The sequence below is a fragment of the Rhizobium sp. YTU87027 genome (assembly GCF_050644135.1).
Classification (GTDB): Bacteria; Pseudomonadota; Alphaproteobacteria; order Rhizobiales; family Rhizobiaceae; genus Rhizobium.
This window is the reverse complement of the sequence record NZ_CP098441.1, coordinates 1,900,184-1,925,107: the sequence shown is the minus strand read 5'-3', so window position 1 is coordinate 1,925,107 and position 24,924 is coordinate 1,900,184. Positions and strand designations below refer to the sequence as shown.

Sequence of the window (24,924 nt, the reverse complement as noted above, 5' to 3'; positions counted from 1 at the left end):
ATTTTGCGTTCCGGACTATAGTTCGGCCGCCTCCTGCGAAGAGTAAATATATATGTTTTATGTCACTTAATATTGCTAGACGAGCCGGATTGGGATTGTTATGCTGCTATGCACAATCGGGAGTGAGAGCCGGCAAAAGGCTTTGCGCTCATCGATAGTTGCGTTGTCTGCATTTTGTGTCGGTAGGCCCTCTTTCGGTGTCGCCCAGTCAGAACTCCGGCGTCACTGGTGGAAAGTTTTGTGGGAGCGTTTCGGTGGAAGACATCTACATCTCTAATCAGTACGCCGAGCTCAATCCCACATGGCATGAGGAAGATTCGCCCTGGAAGGCTGACCAGATCGCGAAGATCATCGAGAAGAACGGTCTGACGTTTTCCAGCCTCTGTGAGGTCGGTTGCGGTACAGGCGAAATATTGCTGAACCTGGCGCGCGGCTACCCTAATGCCAAATTTGATGGATACGAGGTGGCTCCTCATGCCTACCAGAGAGCCAGGCTGAAGACGACAGGCAACGTCTCCTTCCACCTGCAGGATATTCTTCAGGTGCCCGATGTCCACTATGACGTTCTCGTCATTGCTGACGTCATCGAGCATGTCGAGGACTATATTTCCTTTATCAAGGGATTGCGGGCGCTGGCGCGCTACAAGATTTTCCATATCCCGCTGGACCTTTCAGTTCAGTCGGTCCTGAGAGGGTGGCCGATCACAAATTTGCGCAAGAATGTCGGCCACTTGCACTATTTCTTCAAGGATACGGCCCTCGCGACGCTCAAGGATTGCGGCTACTCGGTCGTGGATTACGCCTATACGGCAAGCCGGATCGAACTGCCGAACCAGGCGTTCAGCAGCAAACTGATGAGCCTCCCGCGGAAACTGTTGTTTCCGCTGAACCCTGACCTTGCAGTCAGAGTTTTAGGCGGTTACTCGCTGCTCGTGTTGGCAGAGTAGAAGCCAAACGCCCTCGGCAGACATTGGTGATCGGTTGCGCCCGACCTTGTCGACGATGCCGATTATCGTCCCTTGCGAGGTTTGATCCTGGCTGGGTTTCGATCGATTGAAGCATGACATTGAGGGCTTGGAGAGACGATTGCTGTCCCTTCAGTCGACAGACAGGGCAGGACGCCGCGCTGAGTTTCGGTCGGCAAAGACCTCATCGAACCGGATGATCATGAGTGGGCACACCGAGTTCGTCTGGGGCTCCCGGATGCGAACCGTTAGCGCGCTCGCCGGCCTTTCGCCTCCCGCCAGATAAGGAACAGGATGCCGCCAACGTAGCCTAGCTGCATCAGAATAATGCAAATAAAGCTATAGTATATAGAAATTGTGATGCTTTTATAGTGAAACCAACAAAGGATAAAAAATACGAACGTGACGCAAAGCATACGTATATAAATGCCAGGCGCGCGCATTAATTCGATAAAACGCTTCATCTATCCTTCCTCGCATTTTGAATGAAAGTTCACACGAGCCTGGAATTTTTGCAAGTGCGAATGCGGTGCGACGAACCGGAACTGACCCACCAGAGCCTTGGCGACCGGGTCGTCGGGGTTGCTTGCGGTTTTGTGGATGGTCTAAGGCTGTTACATCACAGAAAACTATATATTGATATCAACTGGATGCGATCGATCGACGAAGACGAACTGTTTCAGGAACTGACCGTCTGGGAGTGTGCTCGTCCCCTGGCGTGGCGCTCAACAGACACACTTTTCAAGTGCTTCAAGCAGAGGTATGCTGCAATGCAGCGCGATAGTATTTCGACGCCACACGATAATAACGTGACGCGACATTGGGGGCGGATGCCCGATGAAAACATCCGGAGGGATCATTGCTGCAGCAAAGCGATTGCCTTGGCGGGGCGCCACTAGATCCAACGCGGCGGGGCCGGAACAATTCGGCAGTTTTGACCAACGAAAGCATGGTAGCCGACCGCCGTGTTAAACCCGATGGCAGGGCGCCGGGATGGTAGAGCCCATCGGGATATTCACCCTCCTTTTGGGATTTTACTGCCTGACACGCGGATACCCGACGACGGTGCAATCCTTCATCGTGTTGACATTGCTGGGATCTGCGGCAGCATTGACCTTCGGCGGGTCGAGCGTTCCGCCGGCACATCTGTTCCTGTTGTTCCTCACTGTCGCCGGACTGCGCGCCGGCGAACTGCCGGCAGTCGCGTTAGCGGCGTTTCGCTTTGGTCGGCCAGCGTTCTGGTTGACGTGCCTTGTGGTCTATGGCGCCATTTCGGCCTATTTCTCGCCCAGGCTGTTTGCGGGAATGAGCTACATCATACCCCTTGGCGCCTCTGACTATCCTTCGACCGGCGGCACCGTGCCGCTCGGTCCGGTATCGAGCAACCTGACGCAAACGATATACCTTGCAGCTGACCTTTTGTGTTTCGTGACAATCACCGCTGTGTGCTCGACGCCTTCCGGTTTTCGCGCAACGCTCAATGGGCTTGTTGCCTATGCCGTCGTCAACGTGATGTTTGCCGCATTGGATTTGGCAACCAACGCAACGGGAACTGAGGGTCTTTTACAGTTCGTGCGCAACGCGCAGTACACATTTCACGACAGCGATACCGTCAACGGCATGAAACGTATCGTCGGGTCGTGGCCGGAGGCATCAGCCTTTGCGGGAATGACGCTGGGCGCCTTCGGGTTTACCGGGAGCCTCTGGATTTGTGGCCGCCGGACCCGGCGGACCGGGCCGCTCGCTCTTTGTTCGTTTGCCCTGATCATCCTGTCGACCTCCTCGACTGGATTGATTGCCGCCCCGATCTGCCTGCTCCTGCTTTACCTCACCGCGGTTTTGCGCTGCGGTGTTGGGCCGCAGAGCCAGCGCAGCACCGCCGTCGTGCTTCTTGCCCCACCGATCGTGCTGGCGCTTTTTCTTCTCGTCGTGCTTCAGGAGAACCTTTCTCGCTCGCTTTATGACTATGTAGACCTGTTGGTGCTGAGCAAATCGACGTCGAGTTCGGCTCTGGAACGCGGCTCATGGAACGCTGCAGCGCTGCAAAACTTCGTCGACTCGGTAGGCCTCGGGGTGGGATTGGGCACAGCGCGCACGTCGAGCTTCCCGCTCGCGCTGTTGTCGAATGTCGGCATTCCGGGTGCCGTCTTCTTCCTGTTGTTTGCGATGACGGCGTTGAGACCGCGTCTGTCTGCCCGCACGTTCGAGTCCGACGTCAGGCTTGCCGCGTTGAACGGCTGCCTGGCTCTATTGATCGGATCTCTGGTGGCTGGACCGACCGTGGATCTGGGGCTTCTATTCTTCGTCCTGGCCGGCCTTTGCGCCAGCCGGCCGGTTGCAAGGACGGGCGAGATTCCTTTGCTGCCCTTGCGTGGCGCAGCGCTCGAGAAGGCGGCCCAGGCGCGCCTTGTGCCTCGAGTGATCTCAAGCAAACGTCAAACGTAAACGCGCAAATAGTCTACCCGCATATGGGTCTGAAGCTGGTCCGGCGTCAGCACCTTCGGATATGGGACGTCGGCTCGCAGGGCGAGGGTGAGCAGTGGCCAAAAAACGTCGCCATCGACGTCGAGGTCAGGGGCGCGATGGATTTGCCAGTTCGCTGCCTGGCCGGTACGGGTGTCAATGACAGGCTTGCGCTCGAAATAGGGCACGCATTTGGTGTCATCGACCAGTATCCCGTAGCGTCGATAGTCCTCAGTCAGATCAAGACCTGCAGGCACGCCGGTGCCCTCGTGATGTTCTCCCGGTTGACCCCATTCGTGCAGGTAGGTTCCGTATTGCGACAACTCAAAGCCCTTGTGCTCGACGACGTCGAGCTCGATGCTGGTCGGTGTGCCGAGAATGCTGCGGGCGTTCATCAACCAGAATGCCGGCCAGCTCAGTGGATGGCTCGGGAAAAGCATCCGCGCTTCGAAATAGCCTCGCCGCCAGCCTTCGGTTACGGTGCCATCCTTCTTTGCGGTTTGAATGTTTCCCGAAATCCACTGATATTCACTGTGGTTGTTGCCGTAGTAGCTTGGGACCGACATCGGCGCGCCAATGTATTTGGCAGAAATCTGCAGGGCCTTGCCATCAACCGCCCGCGGATCGTCGACAATCGAGTAGGGGTTGAACCCTTCTTCGCCGGTACGCCTGGCAAAGGCCGAACGTCCGTAAAAGCCTGGATCCGACTTCCCAGCCTTCGGCCCGGCGTTCCAGACGGACCAATCCAGCTTCGAAAAGTTGTCTTCAAAGGCGAGGCTGCGGGCTGCCGTTGGATCGTCGGGCTCGGCATGTGCGGGGCGCTCCGGCCCAAGGCCTGCATAGACCGCAAGCGCGATCGTGGAGATGAAGCCTCTTCGGGACATGCGGTGTCCGGCCATTGACGTCCTCCAGGAAACAAGCTGTGGTGACTAGCGCGCAGCGGCGCGCAGCGCACTCGCATGCACGTCGACCACCAGATCCTCGCTATATTGATCGATAAAGGCCTTGCGGAAGTCCGCGTTGGCTTTTTCGGCGGAAACGTTATCGCAGTAATGAACCATTGCGGCAACGAGGGAAGGACCGCCCTCGGCATCGACCAGCCGGCCAAGCCTCGGGTCAACGAGAATGTCGCTCGGACCGAATTCGCAATCGGTCGAAATGACCGGCAGGCCGAAGCGCAACGCTTCGCATATGGCGAGCGACCAACCCTCCCAGCGAGACGTCGACACGTAGATGTCGCTGGCCGAGAGCGCGGGTTGTGGGTTGTCCGGGTGGTGCTCGATCGTGACGACGTCACGAAGCTGAAGTTGGTCAATCTGGTGACGCAGATCAGCTTCGCCAGCGCCGTGGCCGACGATTTTCAGACGCGCGTTCGGGCGCTGCCTGTAGACCTCCGCGAAGGCGCGCACGAGAATGTCCTGACCTTTCTGATAGGAAAAGCGGCCCACATTGACAAATGTTACGCACCCGGCCTCGCCGCCATTCGTTGTTTCGACGCCCTGGAACCTGCGAACCGGATTTGGAACCCAATATTGTGGAACCGTGCTGCCAAACATCTCGCGAAAGGATGCGAGCTGACGCGGTGAGGTTCCAAAAACGTAAGATGCGCGCTCAAGGAAGAATACCCTCATCAGAAAGAACAGTATCCTTGCCTTCAGATGGCTGCATTCGCGCTTTGGATTCCCGTGCAGGTGGACGACGAAGTTGCGTCGAATGCCGAGGCATGAAAGCATCGCGATCACGGCAGGTTCGATCTGGGGGACGACGACGAGATCGTAATCCTTGCTCTTGATGACGTCGCGAAACGTAGTCATCAGCTGCAGCCGGCCGTGAGGGCGTCGATCGATGGCGTGATAATTTCGATCTGTCGGCCGGTTCTGATGGGCGGACGTGTAAAGAACGTCAACCTCGAAATCATCGCCGTATTTTTCGGTGAGCTTGCAGCAAATCGTATCGACCACGCGCTCGATGCCGGCAAAGGACTGTGTGCCAGGCTGCAGATAGAGAATTTTTCGGCGCGACGGGGAAGGAAAGGGACGCTTTTTCCCGAGCCTTGCGGTACTCAGCTCCATGATAAGATCCTCTTTGAGCCGATCGGGTCGTATCCGTAATATATGTAAACGATATTTGGGCGTTTATAATAATTGCGCAACGCACAATAAGTATCGTCATTGACGTAATATAATTGTGCAGTGCGGCGTAAAATGCAATAGTAAAGATCAGGAAGAAAGCGCGAATTCTTCTCGCCTGTTCAGGCGGTTCTGCGGTTCATCGCCGCACTGTCACGGACCGTGACTTTCACGTCCCGCCGACGCACTCGGTCGTGCAATCGCAACCTGTCAGGAGGTTGTCATTAGTCAGCAGTATATTTCGACTGAATCTTCCGCGCGGACCGTGCGCCGCTCGCACGGCGCGTATACAGGCAATAGAGGATTGCATGGGTAAAGAGATATCCAGCCTCGAGCAAAGAGGCGAGCGCTATGCCCCAACCGATGGCTGCAAGGATTCCACTGCCAGTCGTCAGACCGACGATGGCGTATCCCAGCATCACGAAAACAACGATGAGGGTAAAAATAAGAATAGGCAGACGCAACGCGCAAATCGCGCCTATGACAAAACAGATTGCAAATGCCCACCCCATAGGCTGCTCCGACCTCCTGTGCAGGACAACCTGCACAATCATCGATCATATACCTGACATAGGCAAGCTAAAATTCTCTGAAGAAGACGAGAGATAAGCCGACCGGCCAACAAAAGTTCCAGTTTCAGCCCGTGTCTTGGACCAGCAGGCGCCTTGGGCTGTCAGTTGCTGGTGGCCAAGGCCGTTGATCCCCCCCGTTGTCGTCTTTCGACGCGGATAACGTCGCCTGGCGCCACCGGCTCGTTGTCGGAGACGATCAAGCTCTGGTTGCTGCCGTCGATCACGCGATTGATCGACGTGGTGAAGGCATACGTGTCCTTGTCCTCCTCCAGCGCAGCGATTGCTGCCGGTGCCCGGACTTCCAGGTTTCTCAAGAGGTCGCTTGCCGTTTCCGTCTTTTTCGCGTTGGAAGCGAAGCGATCTCGCAACTCGGCTGCTTCGGTCAGAGCGCTAATACGATAGCGGTTGCGCACGTCGCCGATGTCCTGATCGACCTTGGCCAGGTCCTGCTGTGTTTTCAGGACGGCCAGCGAGACATCAAGATTGCGGCTTTCCAGGTCGGCGAGGTTCTGGTTGGCGCCAAGTTGGCGTGTCGAGACCGTCAATCCCTGCGAAACAAGCTTGTTGACCGAGCCCACATCCTTGTTGGCAAGGTCGATCTGTTTGCCAAGCGATGCAGCCTTCTCTTTCAGCCCGGAGATCTGGTTTGCTGCAAGTATCTTTGCCTGATTGAGTGCGTCAATCTCGGTTTCCATCGCGCGCATGCGGGTTTCAAACAGAGCTTCTTCCTCGGCCAGCATTCGTGCAATTCCAGGCTCGTCCTTTCGCGCCGTCAGTTCTGCGGGAAAGCTGATCTCCGAGGCGTTATCGAGGATCGCGTCGATGCGTGCCTGGCGCGCAACAAGCTCGAGCCGCTCGGCTTCGAGCGCGCGCAGATCGCCGCGACCCGTCAGGGCGTCACGCTGCAGGCTGATAAGGTTCGCGTCAACGGGCCCGATGCCGCCTGCCATGCTGAGCGCCTGGACGACCGTCAGGCCCGGACTGAAGCTATACCTGCCGGGCGTTGCCACCATCCCGGTCACAAAAAACGGGCGGTAGGAGGATATTTCAACAGACGCATTCGGTCTCTTTTGCAGCCCTACCTGATTTTGCAGGCGCTCGCCGATCGAGTCGGAAACCTGTTCAAGGGTCTTGCCGGCGGCCGGCACCGTACCGATGATTGGCAAAGAGAGATTTCCTGCCGCCGATATCGCGAACTCACCCGTCAGCGGCACCCATTCGAAGGGTGCGCCTGTGCTCGGTCGCCATTCAAAAACGCGGATCTTGAGCACGTCTTGCGGGCCGAGCAGATAATCTTGCGCCACGGCAGTGCCGCTGCCAAAAGAGCCGACGACGGCTGCAGCAGCAAGACGTCGGAAGAACTTGGAGAGCCGGGCAAGAAGCTCAGCACTGGCGCCCGAGTGCCTGACGGATCTAAATGACATGCTCATGCTCATGCTCCATGAGGCGAGGGTTTTCTGGATGCCATCGCGTCGCGACTAAGCCGGAACGGCAAGCTCGGTCCCGGTTGCGCGTTCGATGAACGTGCGGAAGCGGTTTGTGAAGACCTCGCGGCGAAACTCCGCCGCGCGCAAAACCGCATCGGCTGGATTGAAATCCAGCCTCTCCATGCGTTGAACGGCATCCATGAGATCCTCGATCGTCTGATTTTTGAAGAACACTCCGGTCTTGTCTGCAACGACGGTCTCGGTGGCCCCGCCGCGCCCGAAGGCCACGACCGGCCTGCCGCTTGCCATGGCCTCGACCGGTACGATCCCGAAATCCTCTTCGCCAGGAAATACGAGCGCCTTGCAGCGCGCATAGTGGTGCTTGAGGACGTCGAACGGCTGGGACCCGAGGACCGTCACGGTGGGACCGGCGATTTTCCTTAGATGTTCGAGCATTTCGCCGCCGCCGATCACGACGAGCTTGGCCTTGAGACGATTGAAGGCCTCAACGGCAAGGTCGGGCCGCTTGTAGCTGACGAGTTCGCCGACCATCAGATAGTGGTCGCCGAGTTCGGAGGCGGGCACCGGCCTGAAAGCAGCGGTATCGACGGGTGGATGGATAACCGATGCATCGCGGCGGTAATAGCTCCTGATACGCTGTGCAACGGTTGTCGAGTTGGCGACAAAATCATCGACCCGATTGGCTGTGGCAACATCCCAGGTTCGCAAATAATGCGCCATCGGCGGCATCATCAGGCGGGTCATGAGGCCTGAGCTGTCATAGTACTTGTTGTACATGTTCCAGATGTAGCGCATCGGCGAGTGGCAGTAGCAGATGTGCAGCGCAGGAGAGGTCGGGATGATGCCCTTGGCCGGTCCCGATTCACTGCTGATTACGAGGTCGTAGGCCCCCAGATCTATCTGCTCCAGCGCCATCGGCATTAACGGCAGGTACCGCTTGTACATTTTGCGCGCATAGGGCAGGGCACCAATGAAGGTCGTCTGGATTCGGTGGGCCTTCAGCGCGTCGGAAATCGCGCCAAGGTCACAGACATGCGTATAGATATCTGCAGTCGGGAATATGTCGCACAAGGCCTCGAGGACCTTCTCGCCGCCGCGCATACCTACCAGCCAGTAATGTATGATCGCTACTCGCACGCAATGCTCCACTAAACACACATGAGTAATACTTACCGTAGCGTGCTAAAACGGGTGCAGAACCTATCTAGTTTTCGATATGTATAGTTCGACAGACTAGAGCAGTTCTATAATAGAAATAAGACAATAACTTCCTCGAAGTATGCCTCGTTCCCGCATTGCACCCTTGTATAGTGCGGCGCAATAAACTTATTGTCAAATCGTTTAATACTTGTTAACGTTCTTGTGCTTGCCCGCTCGGGCATTCTCTGCACATGCCCAGAAATAGTTTCAGTTATGTGGGAGTAAGCGGATGAGGGAAATTGATCTCGGCCGAGAGTTCGACACGTTCGACAAATCGAGACGACACGGCCGCAACCTGCCCGTGCGCGGTTTTACTCAGTCAAAGAGGAATGCCTCGGCGGTCGTCGCCGGAATTGGGAAATACGGCCTTGATGCGGTGCTAGCGCTCGTCGGGCTTGTCGTACTCGCACCGATGATCCTGATGCTGATGGCGATCCTGCTGGTATTGCAGGGGCGCCCGATCTTCATCGCCCATCGCCGCATCGGCAAGAACGGTGTGATGTTTCACTGCCTGAAGTTTCGCACCATGGTCACCAATGCCGATGAGATCCTGACGCGCTACCTTGCCGCCAATCCGCATCACAGGGCGCAATGGAATGCCACCCGCAAGCTCAAGGACGATCCACGCATAACACCGTTTGGCGCGCTTCTTCGCAAGAGCAGCATCGACGAAATCCCGCAGCTTCTCAACGTCATTCAGGGCACGATGAGCCTCGTCGGCCCGCGCCCGATCGTGGCGAGCGAGGCTGAACTCTACGGCGTCCACTTCGCCGACTACATCAAGGTTCGTCCTGGTCTCACCGGACTTTGGCAGGTGAGCGGGCGTAGCGACACGAGCTATGGCGAGCGCGTCCAGCTCGACGTGCGCTATGTTAAGGAGCGAAGCATTGTTGGCGATCTGGCCATATTGATCAAAACGGTTCCGGCCGTCTTGCGCTCGCGCGGCAGCTATTAGCCGTCAAGCGCGGGCCCTCACGCATTCATTTTCATTTCAGTCTGATCGACGTGGCCTGGCGATTTTGTGCGTGGAGGATGGGCTCTGGCTTTTGGCGGGCGACCAAGGCTTTCAGGCAATGACGATCATTCGATGTAGAAACGGCGGATATGGAGATCCCTGGCAGACATGATCGAAACCCAGTTTTGCCTTCGCCCTTGCTGCCGGCGGGAGCTCTGAGATGAGCGCCTTGTTTGCCATAAACGGTCGGTTTTTGACGCAGACGACGACTGGCGTGCAGCGCTATGCGCGCAATATCGTCAGGGCGATGGACAGCTTCGAGCAGGAGCATCAGCCCGTCGTTTTTGCCCCCACTGCGGCAAAGGACCCCGGATATGCAAGGCTGCGAGTGAATACGAGCGGCGCTTTGACGGGACACGCGTGGGAGCAGGTCGAATTGCCAGCAAGGGTGGCAGGGCACAGGCTCCTGAACCTCTGCAATACAGCGCCGGCAATCAAGAGCGACCAGATTGTCTGCATTCACGACGCCAACATCTTTGCTGCCCCCGACAGCTACAGTCTCATGTTTCGGGCGTTCTACCACAACCTCCAGCCGCTTCTTGCGCGCCGAGCGGCGCGAATTGCAACGGTCTCGCAGGCCGCCGCGCGGCAGATTGCCCGGCATCTGCCGGTTTCTCTTGCAAGCATCGCGATCTTGCCGAACGGGCACGAGCATGCGTTGGTCTGGAATCCGGAGCGGGCCACGTCCGCCCCAGGGCTGCTTGCCCTGCGCAAGCCGCGTCCCTATGTGCTGGCTCTCGGATCCAGGGCCCGCCACAAGAACGTGTCGCTTCTGATGAACATTGCGCCCGACCTCGACAAGCTGGGCGTCGACATCATCATTGCTGGCGGTGGCGACGGCATATTCGCAGCGGAGCTGCTTGAGGACAGATCAAACGTTTACCTTTATGGCAGGGTATCGGACGACGATCTCGCCTATCTTCTCGACCGCGCGCTTTGCCTCGCCTTTCCGTCACTGACAGAAGGGTTCGGCTTGCCGATCCTGGAGGCAATGGCCAGAGGCTGCCCTGTCGTTTCGTCAAACTGCGCAAGCATGCCGGAAGTATGCGGCGGCGCGGCGCTGCTTGCGTCGCCGTTCGACCTACCGCATTGGATTGATCATGTTCGTGCTCTCTTGCAGTCGAAGGACCTGCGCGACGATCTCGTCGGCCGCGGAGCGCAAAATGCCCGCCGGTTCTCCTGGACCCGATCCGCTGAAGGATATCTGGACCTTTTGCAACAGCCTACCGCGACGTTGCCAGTCCATGCGCCGCCGCCAACCCCCGCACCGTGCATCGCCGTTGTCTTTGCAACACGCGGGAGACCAGACATTGCCGCTGCCACGGTCAGGCACTTCCTCAAAACCCAGAGCCTGAGGCCCGACACGGTCATCATATCCTGCGTGGATCCAGAAGACGCCGGAGACCTTGTCCTGCTTCCGGGCGTAACGATCCTGAGCGGACCGGCGGGGCTTGCGGCACAAAGAAACACGGCCCTCGCCAACCTGAAACCAGGAACCGAAATCGTGGCTTTCTTCGACGACGATTTCGTTGCCGACGCCGACTGGCTTGCCGAGGCTGCGCGCGTCTTTCGTGACGAGAGCCAGGTTGCAGGCTTTACGGGTCGTGTGGTTGCCGATGGCATCAAGGGAGCGGGGATTGGCTTCGATGAGGCCGTGCGCCTCGTTGCCGCGGCAGGAAAACAGAACGGGGAATGGATCGAGCCCTATAGCCCCTACGGCTGCAACATGGCTTTCCGCGTTGCGGCAATCGGCGACCTGCGCTTCGACGAGCGTCTTGTCCTTTACGGCTGGCTTGAAGACCGGGATTTTGCAGCCGCGCTGGAGCGCCATGGAGGCCGACTGATCCGGTGGTCGCAGGCCTTTGGTGTGCACATGGGTGTCAAGAGCGGGCGGGTCAGTGGCGAACGTCTGGGATATTCGCAAGTGATCAATCCCCTCTACATGATGGGCAAGGGGACAATGAGCCTGGTCAAGGTCGCAGATCATATTTTTCGCAACACTTTGAGCAACTTCGTTGGCACGGTCTGGCCCGAACCATTCATCGACAGAAGGGGTAGGGCCAAGGGCAATCTGCTTGCACTCGCCGACATCTTGCGCGGCAGGCTGGAGCCAGAAAGAGCTGCGGCCATCGGTTCGCGCCCGACAACCAACAAACCCGGCTGGAGGCAGCAACAGCGATGATGTTCAACAGACCACGGCCCCTTGAGGCAGCCTCTCGACTGTGGCGGCTGGACGAAGCGCAGCCCGAGAGCGCGGCTGACGGCCCTCTTGTACTGTTGCGGTCAGTGATCGCTCTTAGCTTTCGCCACAAGGTGAGCCTTATGGCGTGCACCATCACCGGTCTGGTTTTGGCGGGCCTTTATGCGCATTCGCTGCCGCCCACCTTCACATCAACGGCGACGCTGCTCCTGGAGCCGCGCCAGTCGGCCGCGTCGGGCCAGGAATTTTCTGTTCAGCAAGGCTTCGATCTCAATCGCGCAGACAGCGAATTGCAGACGATCCGATCGGAGCGGTTGCTGTCGTCGGTATTCGAAAGCCTGGGGTTGATAGACAGTGCCGAACTCAGCGCCGATCAGCCGGGTCTGATCGACCGGTTGCTGTCGACGATCAGCACCTCTGTCGCGCCTTCCCGGGCAGGGGTTGCCAAAAGTGCGCGCGATCCGGTGAGCGAGGATGCAATGCTCGTCAACGACGCCGAGCGTGCGGCATTCCTGAATTTTTCCAAGCGCCTCAATGCGCGGCGCGTTGGCCAGTCCTTCGTGATCGAGGTCGACTACTCGTCATCCGATCCGAGCTTGCCGGCGCGGGTCGCAAACGCCGTCGTGTCGGGCTACATATTCCAGGCGATTGCGTTCAAGGAGCAGATGGCGAGGGCCGGGACCGAAGCGCTGCAGGGACGGTTGGACGCCCTGTCGGGACAGATGGAGGCCGCGCGCCTGGCCATGCACGAAGGATCCCTTCCCGCCATCCCCACGCCCGATGCCGATGCACGCGTCATTGGCGCCGCACTGACGCCGCTTGGCCCGTCGGCGCCTCGCAAGACGCTGATCACCGCGCTTGGTGGCGTCCTTGGGCTTCTCGGTGGCTTGGGGCTTGTGGCTGTCAGGCTGGCACTGGACAGAAAGGTGCGTGACGCGCGCGAGCTTTCGCGCGACAGCGGTATTGCCTGCCTTGGCACGATCCCGGTTGCGCCCGACGCCAACGGCGTTCCCTGGAATGTCGGCGCAAAACACCTTGGCTTTGTTCGCGCCATTCATGACCTGAGAACATCTGTAGAGATTGCCTGCACCAGCCTGCGCAGCGATACCAGCATTGCGGTTGCGGTCGTGTCCTGGTCGCAAGGGGCCGGCGTTACCATGATCTCCAGCAGTCTGGCGCAGCTGATCAGTAGAAGCGGCCGGCATGTCACACTGTTCCAGAACCCGCAGGCACCAAACTGGCCCGTCGAAAAGGAAGCCCATGCATCGCCCTCGGCATCTCTTGCCGACGCTGCCTTTGCCGGACTGCCAATCGAAGAAATTTCTTTTGGAGCGGTCGAAGGCATCGCCGTCCTGCCCATCCACTCGCGCGACACAAACGCCAATCTGTTCACCGATTTTAGAAATCCCCGCGTTCAGCGGATTTTGGAGGCGGCGCGCTTGAAGGGCGATGTCATCCTTGATCTTCCCCCGCTCCAGGCATCGATGGATGCCTTGGCACTGTCTGCCTACGCCGATGCCGTCATTGTCGTGGCACAGGCTGGTGAGACGACCATCGAGGAGGTCATCGAGGCAGTTCAACTGCTGCGCCGTGCCGGTGCCAATGTGGTTGGCACCGTTCTTAACAAGGCGCGGCGATGACGAAGCAAAAGAACGCAGCAGCGCTTCAACCAGCGCCGCCGCTTCTGGCCGTCGTCATCGCGTGTTTCAACTATGCGGACTACGTCGAAGACGCGATACGAAGCGTGCTTGAGCAGAAATGCGACGACTGCGAATTGGTCGTTGTCGATGATGGTTCGACAGATGGATCCTGGGACGTTATCCAACGTCACCCCGTCTCGGCGTATCGCATCAGCAATTGCGGCCAGCGCGCTGCCTGCTTTTATGGATTGAGCAGGACGCAAGCCCCGTTCGTGCTCTTCCTCGATGCCGACGATACACTTGCGCCGGGCTCGCTTGCGACGATGATGGCCAAGCTTGACGAGGGTGTTGCAAAGCTTCAGTTTCCGTTGCTGCGCACAGATCGCAATGGCGCAATCATCGGTGAACCGGTTCCGAAACTTGCCGCCTTTCGCGACGCTGGGGCGCTGGCGCAAAGCGTTTTGCGAAACGGAACCTATGTCAGCCCGCCAACATCCGGCAATGTGTTTCGACGCGATCTGTGTGCAATCCTGCGCGATGCGACCTACGACCACGCAGTCGACGGCGTGCTACTGTTTGCAGCACCATTCTTCGGCGATATTGTCAGCCTGTCGACGCCGCTTGGACGTTACCGGGTACATGATCGCAATGATTCCGGCCTTGGGCGGCCTCTGGACGCGCAAATCCTGCGGCGTGAGATCGCCCGCTTCGTAGACAGAATGGATCATCTCAGACGGGTGCTTGAGCCAATAGGAAAGGCGGCAGACCTTGTCGCGGTGGATGAAACGCAATTTTTCCTGGAGCGCTCGATCTATCTTGCGATTGCGGAAGGCCGGCGCGTTTCGCCAATGACGCTATGGCGCCTGGTGAAGAAGATCGGTGCTGGTGACAACTCTCTGACAACCAAAGGCACGATGGCGGTCTTTCTTTTCCTCATGGCAATTCTCCCGAACCGTCACGCGCGCCGCGGCCTGTCTTATCGGCTCGATGCCGGCAAGCGGTCGATGCGCGGTTTGCTGCGGGCGCTCTTTTAACCAGGTGACCCTGACCGCTCACGCGCGGTCGACGAGCTCCAGACGTCCTCGCCCCGCAATCAACCGGATTCCGAGGATCAGCAGCGTGACGCCGTATGCTGCAGCTCCGGCGGCTGCGACAAGTGCAAGCTCGAGAACATCGTTCAGCTGGTGGCCGGCCAGGCCCTTGCGCAACAGCCAGACCGATATCGCCATTATGCTCGCCGCAAATCCAATCTTCCACAGGTTATGGAGTTGTTCACCAATCCCGAGACCAAGGAGCATTCTTATCTCGTTGAGATAAAAGGCAAACATCAGCACCGACAGAGCGACGCGGGCAAAGCTGACGCCCATGACCGACCCCAGGTAAAAGCCTGCAGAAAGCAGGACCAGACGCAACAGGAGATCAGTTGCGTTCAGGCGGAAGATGATGTTGGGCCGGTCAAGCGCAAGGCTGACCGAGTAAAGCGTCTGGAAGTACGGGATGGGAGCCACCGAAAGCGCGAGCACGCTGAGGAGTGGCGCGGCCTCCTTCCACTTCTGTCCAAGCAGAAGGTCGGTAGCGAGATCCGACGTCAGTGAAATGCCGACGCAAGCCGGTACCGATATCACCATCGCGAAGCGCGCCGCTTTCAAAAATGCATGCCTCACCCGCGCACGGTCGGCGCTGATCTGTGAAAACGCAGCCATGACCGGCTGGAGAGCCGGCCCGATGATACTTTGCGTGGGGATGACCGCGACATCGTTGGCGACAGCATAGCGTCCAAGCGTTGGGCGGTCGGCAAGCGCGCCAACGAGGAAGCGGTCGAACTGCCAGTTGAGAGCCGAGACAATCTGGGCGGAGCTGAACCAGCCGATGAAGCTTGCAAAGTCTGGCAGTCGCGAAAGTGACAATCCCGGACGATAGGGCGCAAGAACATAGGAGGCAACGGTGGATGCGATCGACGCCACGACCGAGTTTACAGCGATTGCCCAGTAGCCGCCGCCTGAAAGGACGACGACGGTTGCTGCGACGCTGGCACACAGCTTCCCGGATAGCTCCAGTATGAAGGTCTGCCGAAAGCCGAGCTGACGGGCAAACTTCACCATTGCCGGGCTTACAAAACCTCTGGCGACCGGGCCGATGGCCAATACCGCGACCAATGGCAGCAACTGGGCTTCGTGATTGAAGAGTGAGAAGGGATAGGCGACCAAAAGCACGATGACGGCGATGAAACCGCTTCTTATGATACTGAGCGTAAATCCCGTATCGAGGTGGCTCTTGTCGACGGCGGGCAATCGCACCAGAGCCTGCGTCACGGGGACCTCGAGGACCGTGTCGACGACGAGGACAAGCGAGGTCGCAAGTGCAGCCAGGCCGAAGTCGGATGGCGACAGAATTCTGGCGAGAACGAGCAATGTGAAGAAATCGATGATGCGCCCGACGAAGCGGGAGAAGACAAGCCAACCGGCGCCCTGGATAGTCTTGAATGCCAGCATCAGATACTCCAGCCCGCTAGAAACGCGGCAGCGTCATAACCGGTCAATGGCCAGCATTGCTGGCGCTCTGCAAGCTTGCTGTTCACGTCAATCGCGCTCGCGCCGGCATCCCGGTTGCCTCGCGCGCTCATCGCTGCAGGCGGGCTGTCACGCCGCGCACGATATGTGCCAACTCCAACGCAGGAAGAAGTGCAGACTTCAGACGCGGAAAATCCCGGGCGATCGCTGCTTCCCGCCACAGCTGCGACTTTATCGATTGCAATCTCAGGGAAAGGCCTGCCTGATCCGGCCGGTTCAAGACGTTGACGCTTTCGGAACGTCCGAAGTCAACCGAGCGGAATCCGACACCGAGTGCGATCACGTCGGCCGCAGTCGGATTGGTGATCGCCTGCTTCAGGCGCGACCAGGAAACCGTTGCATCGCGCATCACTTGCCTGCCGTCGGTGATGCTCTCGATATAGTCGAGAGCTCCGGTCAGAAGTGGGTTACCGGCGCTCGTGTCTACCTTGCCGTAGCTGATCTCTCCGCAATTGCCTTCGACATGACCGTCCTGTCGAAGCGTAAGTAGCCGCACGGAAGGAATAGCGGGTTCAAACAGGCTTTCGATGACGTGCCAGTAGCGCAGGATAACCGTTTCGACCTTGAATGGATTATAGAGGTTGTCCTCAACGACCAGGCCGGAAAGTTCGGGGAAGTGGTCTTCGCTCAATCCCTTGTAGTTGCAGCGGGCAAACTGGATCGTCTCGAAATGGCGTTCGGGCATTGCTGCAGCCAGGAGCTTCTGGGTACTTCCGTAAAGTCCGGTGTCGCAGAGGATGACGCGCCGGTCATTTCCGGCAATTGCGTCGAGATGGCGCCTGAAGAGGGCGTTCTGACTGATGACATCTGCAAGCACGTCCTTTCCCGCGTCGGTGCCGAGGATGTCGAAGAACCGTCCGGCGACAAAGCGCTTGTCCCATGTGGCAGGGAGCGCGTATTTCCTGCCACCCAGAAAGGCGGCCACCTCGGCAAAGCTGTTTTTTGCAAATTCCCGGCTGAGCTCGTCGAGCACAGAAGGACTTCGCGCCTCCAATGCCATTCGCGCAGCGACCAATCTGGAAATCAAAATGTTGTCCCGCTTGATGAGAAGCGGTAGCCCCAGACGCGCGAGCAAGCGCTCGAACGCCTCGCGGATGCCGATGCCGCCGCGCGCGCAAAACACCAGCGTTCCGCCCTGGGCTTCGGCCTGGCGCGCATAGAGCCAGATGTTCAGGCAAAATTGTGCAACGATCGGTCCGAAGACGGCGCGACCGAAGGATGGCTGGTCGCCAAGAGCAGGAAGAGGCTGGCTCTGGGCAAAGAACTGCCGTCGCACGCCTCTCATGGCCTCGGTGCGCGCTGCGTCGGCCCGCGTCATCAAGCGTCGAAGGCGACCCTTGGGGACGTGGATGGTCTGAATGCCCATCCTGTGGGGAACCAGGTGATCGGCCAGTTCGTCGTCGCCGATGTGCAGCATGCGTGAGGGCGACAGCTTTTCTGCCTCAAGTACGGCGGAAAACAGCCTTCCGGAGCGTTTGGTCGCACCAAGTTCGGCGCTGGAATAGACCTTATCGACGAGCCCTGGACCATGAAAATAGTTCAAAAGCTCGCTCAGTCGGTCGCTCGAAAGGGCGGTATCGGAGACCGCTATGACGCGAATGCCTGCCTGGCGATGCTCGCGAAGGGCCATCGCCAGGGCGCCGTTGGCGAAAAGGGAGTTTTTCTCGATCGCCATCTCGATGTCGATCCGCTTGCCAAGAAGCGCTGCCGGTAGGCCGAGCACTGCCAGCTGGCGTTCGACGACATCGCAAAGCCTGACCTCGCCGACGCCACCGCCAACGTTTTGCGCCCGATAGGCCAGCCGTTCTGCAAGCAGGCGGGCCTGCAACAATTCCTCGGCGTTGACGCGCAGTCCCTCATCCTTGAGAAGCCGGGCAAAGCGCCGCTCGCCTTCCATCATGCGCGAGCGTTGCGATCGTGGTTGTCGCAACAACAGCGTGTCGAATACATCGCTCGAGATCAGCCCGACGCTCTCCAGCGGGCCCTGTAGAAGATCGAGGTTTCGCCGCAGCACAGAATACCCCTTCGCCGTCGATCCATCACATGTTCTGCCCGCGAGCCCATGTCCCGGTCCCTGCGGAAAATGCTGCACCCGCGAGAGGATGCCGGCAGCATGTAATAGCAGAAAATGTTCATTATCAAGTCGAAAATATCGATAGTTCTTGAGACATTAAGTCTCTTTTGCGTGAATATATTTGATGGCGAATTGTTTTACATATTTGTTGCTTTAGGTTGTCGACATTCCCAATAATAAAGTTTAATGTTGCGCCGCACCAAGAGCTTCTGGCGGAGCATAGAATGGATGAAGCAAGCCTACAGGTCGTGCCCATATCCAAGTTCCCGCATTTCGACGCCGTCGTTCTTGGCGCGGGCATTTCAGGACTTGTTGCCGCCTCGGTTCTCGCCCAACAGGGAAAGCATACGCTTGTCATCGATGACTATGGCCACGTCGGCGGCAACCACATGGACTGGACGTCGCGCGATGGCTACACATTCGATGTCGGCAGCCTGATATTTCAGGATGACTCGCCACTTCTGCGGCATTTTCCGGAGCTGTTGCCGTCCTACCTGCCCATTGATCCGACCTGGGGACGCCTCAATCCTCAGGGAAGGATCACCGTTTATCCGATTTCGGTGCGCGATGATATTATCGCGGCAGGGCCCGTCGGTCTGACACGCATTGCCCTTTCCGTTCTTTATGCGCGGCTGTTTTGCCGAAGGATGAGCAACGCGCGAGATTTTGCGCGCTATTGGATCGGGGACTATCTGCTGCAAAGGTCCGGTCTCGAGACCTACATGAAGCGCTTCTACGGGATTGCGCCTGAACAGATCGACCTCGATCTTGCGCGCAAGAGAATGGGATGGATCTCCGAGCATGCCTCAATTGCTACCCTGTTTAAGAAGGTCGTGAGGCCACGCACGGCTGCCGGCCCGGTCAACCGTCAACTGGCACGACCAAAGGAAGGCTTTGCCAGTCTCTACGACGCGGCCGTTAAACGTTTGACAGATGCTGGCGTGTCGTTCCGGCTGTCGGCGGGGACACGGGCCATCCTGAAGATAAATGACGGCTTCGAGGTAAGCTTGGCTGATGGCGTCGTCGTCACCAAGCGGGTGATCTCGACAATTCCAATTCCGGCGGCCGAGCGCCTATGTGGCCTGCCATCGCAATCAGCGCTGGACACGATTACGCTTATCTCGCTTTACTTCAGCTTTGCCGGTGATCGCGGCTTTTCGCAGTCGATCATTTACAACTTCTCTCATCATGGCGCCTGGAAGCGACTGACGGTCTACTCCGATTTTTACGGTCGCGTGAACGGGCGGGAGTATTTCGCAGTCGAAGTGATTGCGGGCTCTGTCGTTTCAGTCGATCAGGCCGAAGAGGACTTCCGTCGCCACACGCGGGCGAATGGTCTGTTTGACGGTGATCTCACACTCGAAGGCAGCCAGATTCTAGAGAGCGCCTACCCGATCTACAGCAAGGGCGCGTCACAGCATGCGGCGCAGGCAATCGAGGCGCTGAAGGCCTTCGGGATCGAATCGATCGGCCGCCAAGGCGGTTTCAATTACCAGCCGACTGCGCGCGTCTCGACGATCGAGGTGGAAGCGGCATTGGGAAGAAACTAGTCGCGTCCAGCAGCCCGGCGCAACGACAGCGCTGGCCGACTGTCTGGCGCCTTTGCAAAGTGGAAAGATGAAAGGTCTGCAATGCGTATCCTGCATGTCCTCAATCACACGCAACGCCTCAATGGGCACGTTCACGCTGCCGTTGACCTTGCGTGCGCCCAAGCGGCGCACGGCCACGATGTCTGTGTCGCAAGCGGAGGAGGGGACTTCGACAGCCTGCTGCAGAAAAATGGCATTAAAACAGTGGTCGTCGATCACAAGCGCAGTTTTCCAAACCTCGCCAAGGCACTCGTTCACTTGCGGGGTCATGTCCGTGATTTCGACGCCGAGATCGTTCATGCCCACATGATGACGAGCGCGGTTCTTGCCTTTCCTGTTTGCAGGCTTGCTGGCATTCCGCTGATCACGACGGTCCACAACGAGTTTGAAAAAAGCGCCACACTGATGGGGCTTGGAACGCGGGTGATCGCGGTCAGCGACGTCGTCGGTGCCTCCATGCGCAGGAGAGGCGTTCCATCCTCGCGGCTTTGCGTCGTCTTAAACGGCACGATTGGCTCTGCTCGGGCCGATCAACGCAGTGAAGTGCCTGCCGCACTTTCCTCGCCCAGTATTCTGTTTGTCGGCGGGCTGCATCCTCGAAAGGGATTGCCGGACCTCTTGCAAGCGTTCGAAATCGTCCATCGCTCCAATCCCGACGCGCACCTTTATGTCGTCGGCGACGGTCCGTTCAAGCAGGCCTATGTGGACATGGCCTCGCAACTTTCCTGCAAGCAGGCCATCACTTTCGTTGGCCCGACGGCAGATCCATATCCCTATATGCTCGGCGCAGATATCTTCGTCTTGCCATCGCACGCAGACCCTGCACCCCTGGTGCTGTCCGAGGCACGCGAGGCAGGCTGCGCCGTCATAGGAACAAAGGTAGACGGTATCCCGCAGCTGCTCGAACAGGGCGAGGCGGGGATGCTTGTCCCCCCCGGCGATCCTCAGTCGTTGGCCCGCACGCTCGCCGACCTCCTGGAAAGGCCCGATCAGATCGATACGTGGAAGGCGCGCAGCCAAGTTCGGCTCGAGCATCTGACGATCGATAGGGTCGCGCGCGAGACGATGCAGGTCTATCTGGCAGCTTTGTCGAAGAGTGCGCCAGCGCAAAAGAATGCAGAGACCGAGCGATCACGCTCGCCTGCAGACGCACTCTCGTCAGGTCATCGCAAATAGCCCACGCAAGACTTTGCCTCAATCATTGATGTTGTCTCAACGCCCGTGAAATAGGCCCGCCGGAAAGCCTGCCAGACGCGCCTGGCCATTGAGTTTTAGAGGTCGGTTGTGAACCAGAGAATTTCAATCGTCTTGGCGACATTCAATGGCGAGCGCTATCTGGATCAGCAGCTGCAAAGTCTCCTTTCACAAACGGTCAGCCCATTCGAAGTCATTGTTAGCGACGACAATTCAACGGACCGTACCGATGCGCTGCTTGCTTCGTTTGAGACGAGGGCGTCGTTTTCCGTCCGACGATTAAAGAACAAGCCGGCGCTCGGCTTTCGCGAAAACTTCCTCAACGCGGCGTCAAAGGCCACCGGAGACTGGATCGCGTTTTGTGATCAGGACGACATCTGGCGGCACGACAAGCTGGAGCTTTGCCAAGGTTTTTTTACAGCGGAAGGCGTCACCCAGATCGTCCATCAGGCCAAACTGATAGATGGTTCAGGAACGCAGATCGGCAGCCTCAATCAAGGAATAGAAAGAACCAGCGTCAGGCCGGCGCTGTTTTACGACGTCTGGCACACCTTCTTGGGATTTTCCATGATGGTGAGACGCGACGTGTTGAATACGCTGCCATTCAGCGAGCGATTTGTTGATTACATCGAGCCAAAGCATCTGATCGCCCATGACCGCTGGGGGTTTTTCCTGGCGCAGACGCTTGGCAAGACAGTGGAGATCGCCGAACCCCTTGTTTGCTACCGCCAACACGCGTCAAACCTGTTCGGCAAAAGTGGACGCAGGCCAACACAAGGTACCGACATCCGGCAGAAGAACCTTGGTTATATTGAAGCCACTCGCGGAATGCTCGGTTGCATCAAGAGATTGCCGCGCACGACCGAGGCTCACTTTCCAGGTTTTCGGCGCGAGGTTGCACTTGGCGTCTACGCTGCCGCCTTGAGGCAGGTCGAGGCCCGCGGAAACATCTATGAGCTTGACCGCCATTTGGCACTTGCCGAGCTCGTGCGTCTCATTTTGGCAGGACACTACAGAAGCGCACAGAACAGCCGCTTGCGCTGGCGGTCGGTCGCTCGCGATCTGGCCTATTGCTTTGGAGTGTAAGGATCATTGCTCCAGAGGCGATCAAGTGACGAAAAAGGGGCGAGGATGAGAGGGGTAATGCCCATGGTGAGCAATCAGAGGTCCACGAAGCACTATCCTGCCCTCGACGGAGTAAGGGGCGTGGCTGCGGTGTCGGTGCTGCTTTTTCACCTTGAACGATGGCTCGATGTCCCGGGACTTGCAGCCAATGGAAATCTGTCAGTCGACATGTTTTTCACCCTGAGCGGCTTCGTATTGGCGTTGGCCTATTCCCAAAGGGTCGATACCGTGAACCTTTGGGCGTTTCTCTTGATGCGTGCGGTCAGGCTTATGCCTCTGATCGTCCTGGCGACTGCGATCGGCTTTTCCTATCTCCTGTTGAAGGCTTCGTGGCAGGCCAGCGACATCGTGTATTCAACGCTGCTGTTTGCGTTCTTCACAGGCGCCTTGAACATCCCCTTCCTGTGGGCCCCGTCCAACATCGGCGGGCCACAGTTGTTTCCGCTCAATGGTCCGCAGTTCTCGTTGTTTCTGGAGGTCGTGGCCAACGCAGCCTGGTGGAGTGTCCGGTTCGGTCCTCAGATCTCGATCGCTGCGGCGACCTTCATTGCTTCGGCGACATGCGTGTTCGTCTTCGGCATTGGTGGCGACACGACCGACACGTTCTGGCTCGGCCTTGCACATGTAGGCTCGTCGTTTTCGATCGGTGTGCTGCTTTTCCATCTCGATCGAGTAGTCCTGTTGAAAAAGCCCCAGATGTTCAGCGTGCTGTTCTGGTGCTTGACGGGGCTGATGTTGTTGCTGTTTTACGCTCCGTTCGAGGCAGCATTTCCTTTGAAAATGCTTTGGAAGTTCGTTCTGGCTCCTGCCCTTGTCTGGACTGGCTCAGGCGTGAAGATGGGCGCAGTCCAGGAGAGCCTGACCAAATACCTGGGCGATCTGTCTTACCCGATCTATGCCTTGCACTATCCGATTTTCTGCTGGGTCAACGGTATTCTTCAAGCGTTGACCGGCACAAGGAACGCTCTGGTCGAGGTTCCCCTTGTCGTGCTCGCGGTTATCGCAGGCAGTCATATTGCGCTCGAGTATTTCGATAAGCCGGTTCGTCGAGCCCTCTCTCGGCGCATCGGTGTAAAACGAATGACTGTTCCTGCTGTTGTCTCATAGATTTGAGATCGAGACTGTCTTCATCGAGATAACCGGTATTCTCCCGCCCGTTGTTTCGTTCAGCCTTGACCTGTTTTCCGCTCTCCATGGACCAATCAAGTGGAGGACGACCGCTAGGAGCCAAAGCGGACGCAGTGCGCTGACATCCAGGTTCCTGCCAGGGCTCGATCCTTTCTCGCCCTTGTCAAGGCCGCGAAGGCGGCAAGTAGAAGCTGCTCTCCGCAAGGCAGACGCGCTTCAGGACGCCTATTCGTCCCGGAAGGCCCGGTTGATCTGGTCGGTGAGCGGTTTGACCAAATAGGACAGCGCGGTGTGCTCGCTGGTCTGGATGAAGGCCTCGGCCGGCATACCCGGCAGCAGCGTCAGGCCATCCAGTTTCTTCAGTTCTTCAGGCGGCACGGCTATGCGCACGAGGTAGTAGGAAAGCCCGCTGCGTTGGTCGGTGGTGAGATCGGCGGCGACGAGGCTTACATGGCCATTCAGCTCCGGCGTGGTGCGCTGGTTGAAGGCCGACATGCGCAGCACCGCCCTCTGGCCGATCTGGAGTTGATCGATGTCCTTCGGCGCGATCCGCACCTCCAGCGCCAGGTTGTCATTCTCCGGCACGACCAGCATGATCGGATCGGCGGACGTCAGGACGCCGCCGATCGTATGCGCCTGGAGCGAATGGACGATGCCGGACTGCGGAGCGACGATGTTGGTGCGCTTCAGCTCGTCCTCGGCGGCGATCTTCCGCTCGACGTACTCGCCGATCTGCGCCTGCGTATCGCGCAGTTCCCGTCCGACCTCGGCCTTTAGATCCCGATCGACCTGGAGAATCTGGAGGTTCGTTTCGGTGATGCGGCCGGCGGCCTGCGCCTGAGCGGCGATCTGCTCGCCGCGGTCGCCGCCGAAGGTCGCGCGCTCGGTCTTGAGGCTGTTGAGCCGCTGGTCCGACACCACACCCCGCGTGCGCAGGGAGGTGAGGGAGGCGATTTCCCTGTCGAGCACTTCGATGCCGTCGGTATAGGCGATCTCCCGCGCCTTCACCCCCTCGATCTCGTGCTGATACTGGAGAATGCGTTCGCGCAGTTGCGCCGTCTTGCTTCGCAGCGCCTCGCGGCGGATGGCGAAGAGCCGCTCCTCACCGTGCAGGATCGCTGCGATTTCGGGATCGTCGCGCCGAGCCAGCAGATTGTCGGGAAAGACGATCGCCGGCAGGTCGTCGCGTTCGGCCCCGAGCCGCGCGAAGCGCGCCTGGAATTCATCCAGCCGTCTTGTGACGATCGCCAGATTGGCGCGCGTTGTCGTGGCGTCGAGGCGCAGCACCACGTCGCCGGCTTTCACCTCCGAGCCCTCATGAACCAGGATTTCGCCAACCACGCCGCCGGTCGGATGCTGAACCTTCTTCACATAGGAGTCGACGACGAAACTCCCGGACGCCACCACGGCTCCGGCAATGTTCGTCGTAGATGCCCAGCCGCCAACGCCCACGACAAGGCCGCCACACATCACGAGGCTGCCGAGCAAGTGCCGGCGAATGGAAGCGGAAAGGCCGCCGTCTCTATCAATCCCGGTCATGGGATGTCCCCCATCCTTCTGTTGTTCTGGCTTTGCCAACCTGCTCTTCGGCGTCTCTGGTCATCGCCTGCGC

The 24,924-nt window shown here is 58.5% G+C and carries 18 protein-coding genes; 10 read left to right on the top strand and 8 right to left on the bottom strand.

Annotated elements, in window-relative coordinates:
* Positions 1–254: 254 nt before the first annotated feature.
* A complete protein-coding gene (locus NBG89_RS28070) occupies positions 255–947 on the top strand; it encodes a class I SAM-dependent methyltransferase (RefSeq protein ID WP_431323547.1) in 693 nt (230 codons plus the stop codon).
* Positions 948–1,958: 1,011 nt separating this feature from the next.
* Entirely contained in the window at positions 1,959–3,410 is a 1,452-nt protein-coding gene (locus NBG89_RS28065) for a hypothetical protein (protein WP_431323546.1), read from the top strand.
* Here the strand turns inward: NBG89_RS28065 and NBG89_RS28060 are convergent.
* The 5 genes from NBG89_RS28060 to NBG89_RS28040 form a co-directional block, all read right to left on the bottom strand.
* Positions 3,401–4,327: a glycoside hydrolase family 16 protein gene (locus NBG89_RS28060; protein WP_431323545.1), complete on the bottom strand. Its 927-nt coding sequence runs from the start codon at positions 4,325–4,327 to the stop codon at positions 3,401–3,403. The genes NBG89_RS28065 and NBG89_RS28060 overlap by 10 nt on opposite strands.
* A 30-nt stretch (positions 4,328–4,357) precedes the next feature.
* Positions 4,358–5,500: a glycosyltransferase gene (locus NBG89_RS28055; RefSeq protein WP_431323544.1), complete on the bottom strand. Its 1,143-nt coding sequence runs from the start codon at positions 5,498–5,500 to the stop codon at positions 4,358–4,360.
* 281 nt (positions 5,501–5,781) lie between these two features.
* Complete coding sequence (locus tag NBG89_RS28050; RefSeq protein ID WP_431323543.1) at positions 5,782–6,111, bottom strand: hypothetical protein; 330 nt, start codon at positions 6,109–6,111, stop codon at positions 5,782–5,784.
* 119 nt (positions 6,112–6,230) lie between these two features.
* Positions 6,231–7,559, bottom strand: a complete 1,329-nt coding sequence (locus NBG89_RS28045; RefSeq protein WP_431323542.1) for a polysaccharide biosynthesis/export family protein — start codon at positions 7,557–7,559, stop codon at positions 6,231–6,233.
* Positions 7,560–7,607: 48 nt separating this feature from the next.
* On the bottom strand, positions 7,608–8,678 hold the full coding sequence (locus NBG89_RS28040) for a glycosyltransferase (protein ID WP_431324572.1): 1,071 nt from the start codon (positions 8,676–8,678) through the stop codon (positions 7,608–7,610).
* Positions 8,679–9,006: 328 nt separating this feature from the next.
* Between NBG89_RS28040 and NBG89_RS28035 the strand changes: the two genes are divergently transcribed.
* The 4 genes from NBG89_RS28035 (at position 9,007) to NBG89_RS28020 (ending at position 14,666) form a co-directional block, all read left to right on the top strand.
* Complete coding sequence (locus NBG89_RS28035; protein WP_431323541.1) at positions 9,007–9,732, top strand: sugar transferase; 726 nt, start codon at positions 9,007–9,009, stop codon at positions 9,730–9,732.
* A gap of 220 nt (positions 9,733–9,952) precedes the next feature.
* Positions 9,953–11,974: a glycosyltransferase gene (locus NBG89_RS28030; protein ID WP_431323540.1), complete on the top strand. Its 2,022-nt coding sequence runs from the start codon at positions 9,953–9,955 to the stop codon at positions 11,972–11,974.
* Positions 11,971–13,632: a Wzz/FepE/Etk N-terminal domain-containing protein gene (locus NBG89_RS28025; protein ID WP_431323539.1), complete on the top strand. Its 1,662-nt coding sequence runs from the start codon at positions 11,971–11,973 to the stop codon at positions 13,630–13,632. The genes NBG89_RS28030 and NBG89_RS28025 overlap by 4 nt, the downstream gene beginning before the upstream one ends.
* Positions 13,629–14,666: a glycosyltransferase family 2 protein gene (locus tag NBG89_RS28020; RefSeq protein WP_431323538.1), complete on the top strand. Its 1,038-nt coding sequence runs from the start codon at positions 13,629–13,631 to the stop codon at positions 14,664–14,666. The genes NBG89_RS28025 and NBG89_RS28020 overlap by 4 nt, the downstream gene beginning before the upstream one ends.
* An 18-nt stretch (positions 14,667–14,684) precedes the next feature.
* Here NBG89_RS28020 and NBG89_RS28015 read toward each other — a convergent pair whose 3' ends face one another.
* Both NBG89_RS28015 and NBG89_RS28010 read right to left on the bottom strand, forming a co-directional pair.
* Positions 14,685–16,124 (bottom strand): lipopolysaccharide biosynthesis protein, encoded by a 1,440-nt coding sequence (locus NBG89_RS28015; RefSeq protein WP_431323537.1) that lies wholly within the window; start codon positions 16,122–16,124, stop codon positions 14,685–14,687.
* 127 nt (positions 16,125–16,251) lie between these two features.
* Positions 16,252–18,216: a hydrolase gene (locus NBG89_RS28010; RefSeq protein WP_431323536.1), complete on the bottom strand. Its 1,965-nt coding sequence runs from the start codon at positions 18,214–18,216 to the stop codon at positions 16,252–16,254.
* Between the two features lie 284 nt (positions 18,217–18,500).
* Between NBG89_RS28010 and NBG89_RS28005 the strand changes: the two genes are divergently transcribed.
* The 4 genes from NBG89_RS28005 (at position 18,501) to NBG89_RS27990 (ending at position 23,291) form a co-directional block, all read left to right on the top strand.
* Complete coding sequence (locus tag NBG89_RS28005) at positions 18,501–19,826, top strand: NAD(P)-binding protein (RefSeq protein WP_431323535.1); 1,326 nt, start codon at positions 18,501–18,503, stop codon at positions 19,824–19,826.
* An 81-nt stretch (positions 19,827–19,907) separates the two neighbouring features.
* Positions 19,908–21,041, top strand: a complete 1,134-nt coding sequence (locus NBG89_RS28000; RefSeq protein WP_431323534.1) for a glycosyltransferase family 4 protein — start codon at positions 19,908–19,910, stop codon at positions 21,039–21,041.
* A gap of 108 nt (positions 21,042–21,149) precedes the next feature.
* Complete coding sequence (locus tag NBG89_RS27995; protein ID WP_431323533.1) at positions 21,150–22,145, top strand: glycosyltransferase; 996 nt, start codon at positions 21,150–21,152, stop codon at positions 22,143–22,145.
* A 63-nt stretch (positions 22,146–22,208) separates the two neighbouring features.
* Positions 22,209–23,291: an acyltransferase family protein gene (locus NBG89_RS27990; protein WP_431323532.1), complete on the top strand. Its 1,083-nt coding sequence runs from the start codon at positions 22,209–22,211 to the stop codon at positions 23,289–23,291.
* 246 nt (positions 23,292–23,537) lie between these two features.
* On the opposite strand, the gene NBG89_RS27985 is transcribed toward NBG89_RS27990, so the two are convergent.
* Positions 23,538–24,851, bottom strand: a complete 1,314-nt coding sequence (locus NBG89_RS27985; protein ID WP_431323531.1) for an HlyD family type I secretion periplasmic adaptor subunit — start codon at positions 24,849–24,851, stop codon at positions 23,538–23,540.
* Positions 24,852–24,924 lie beyond the last annotated feature (73 nt).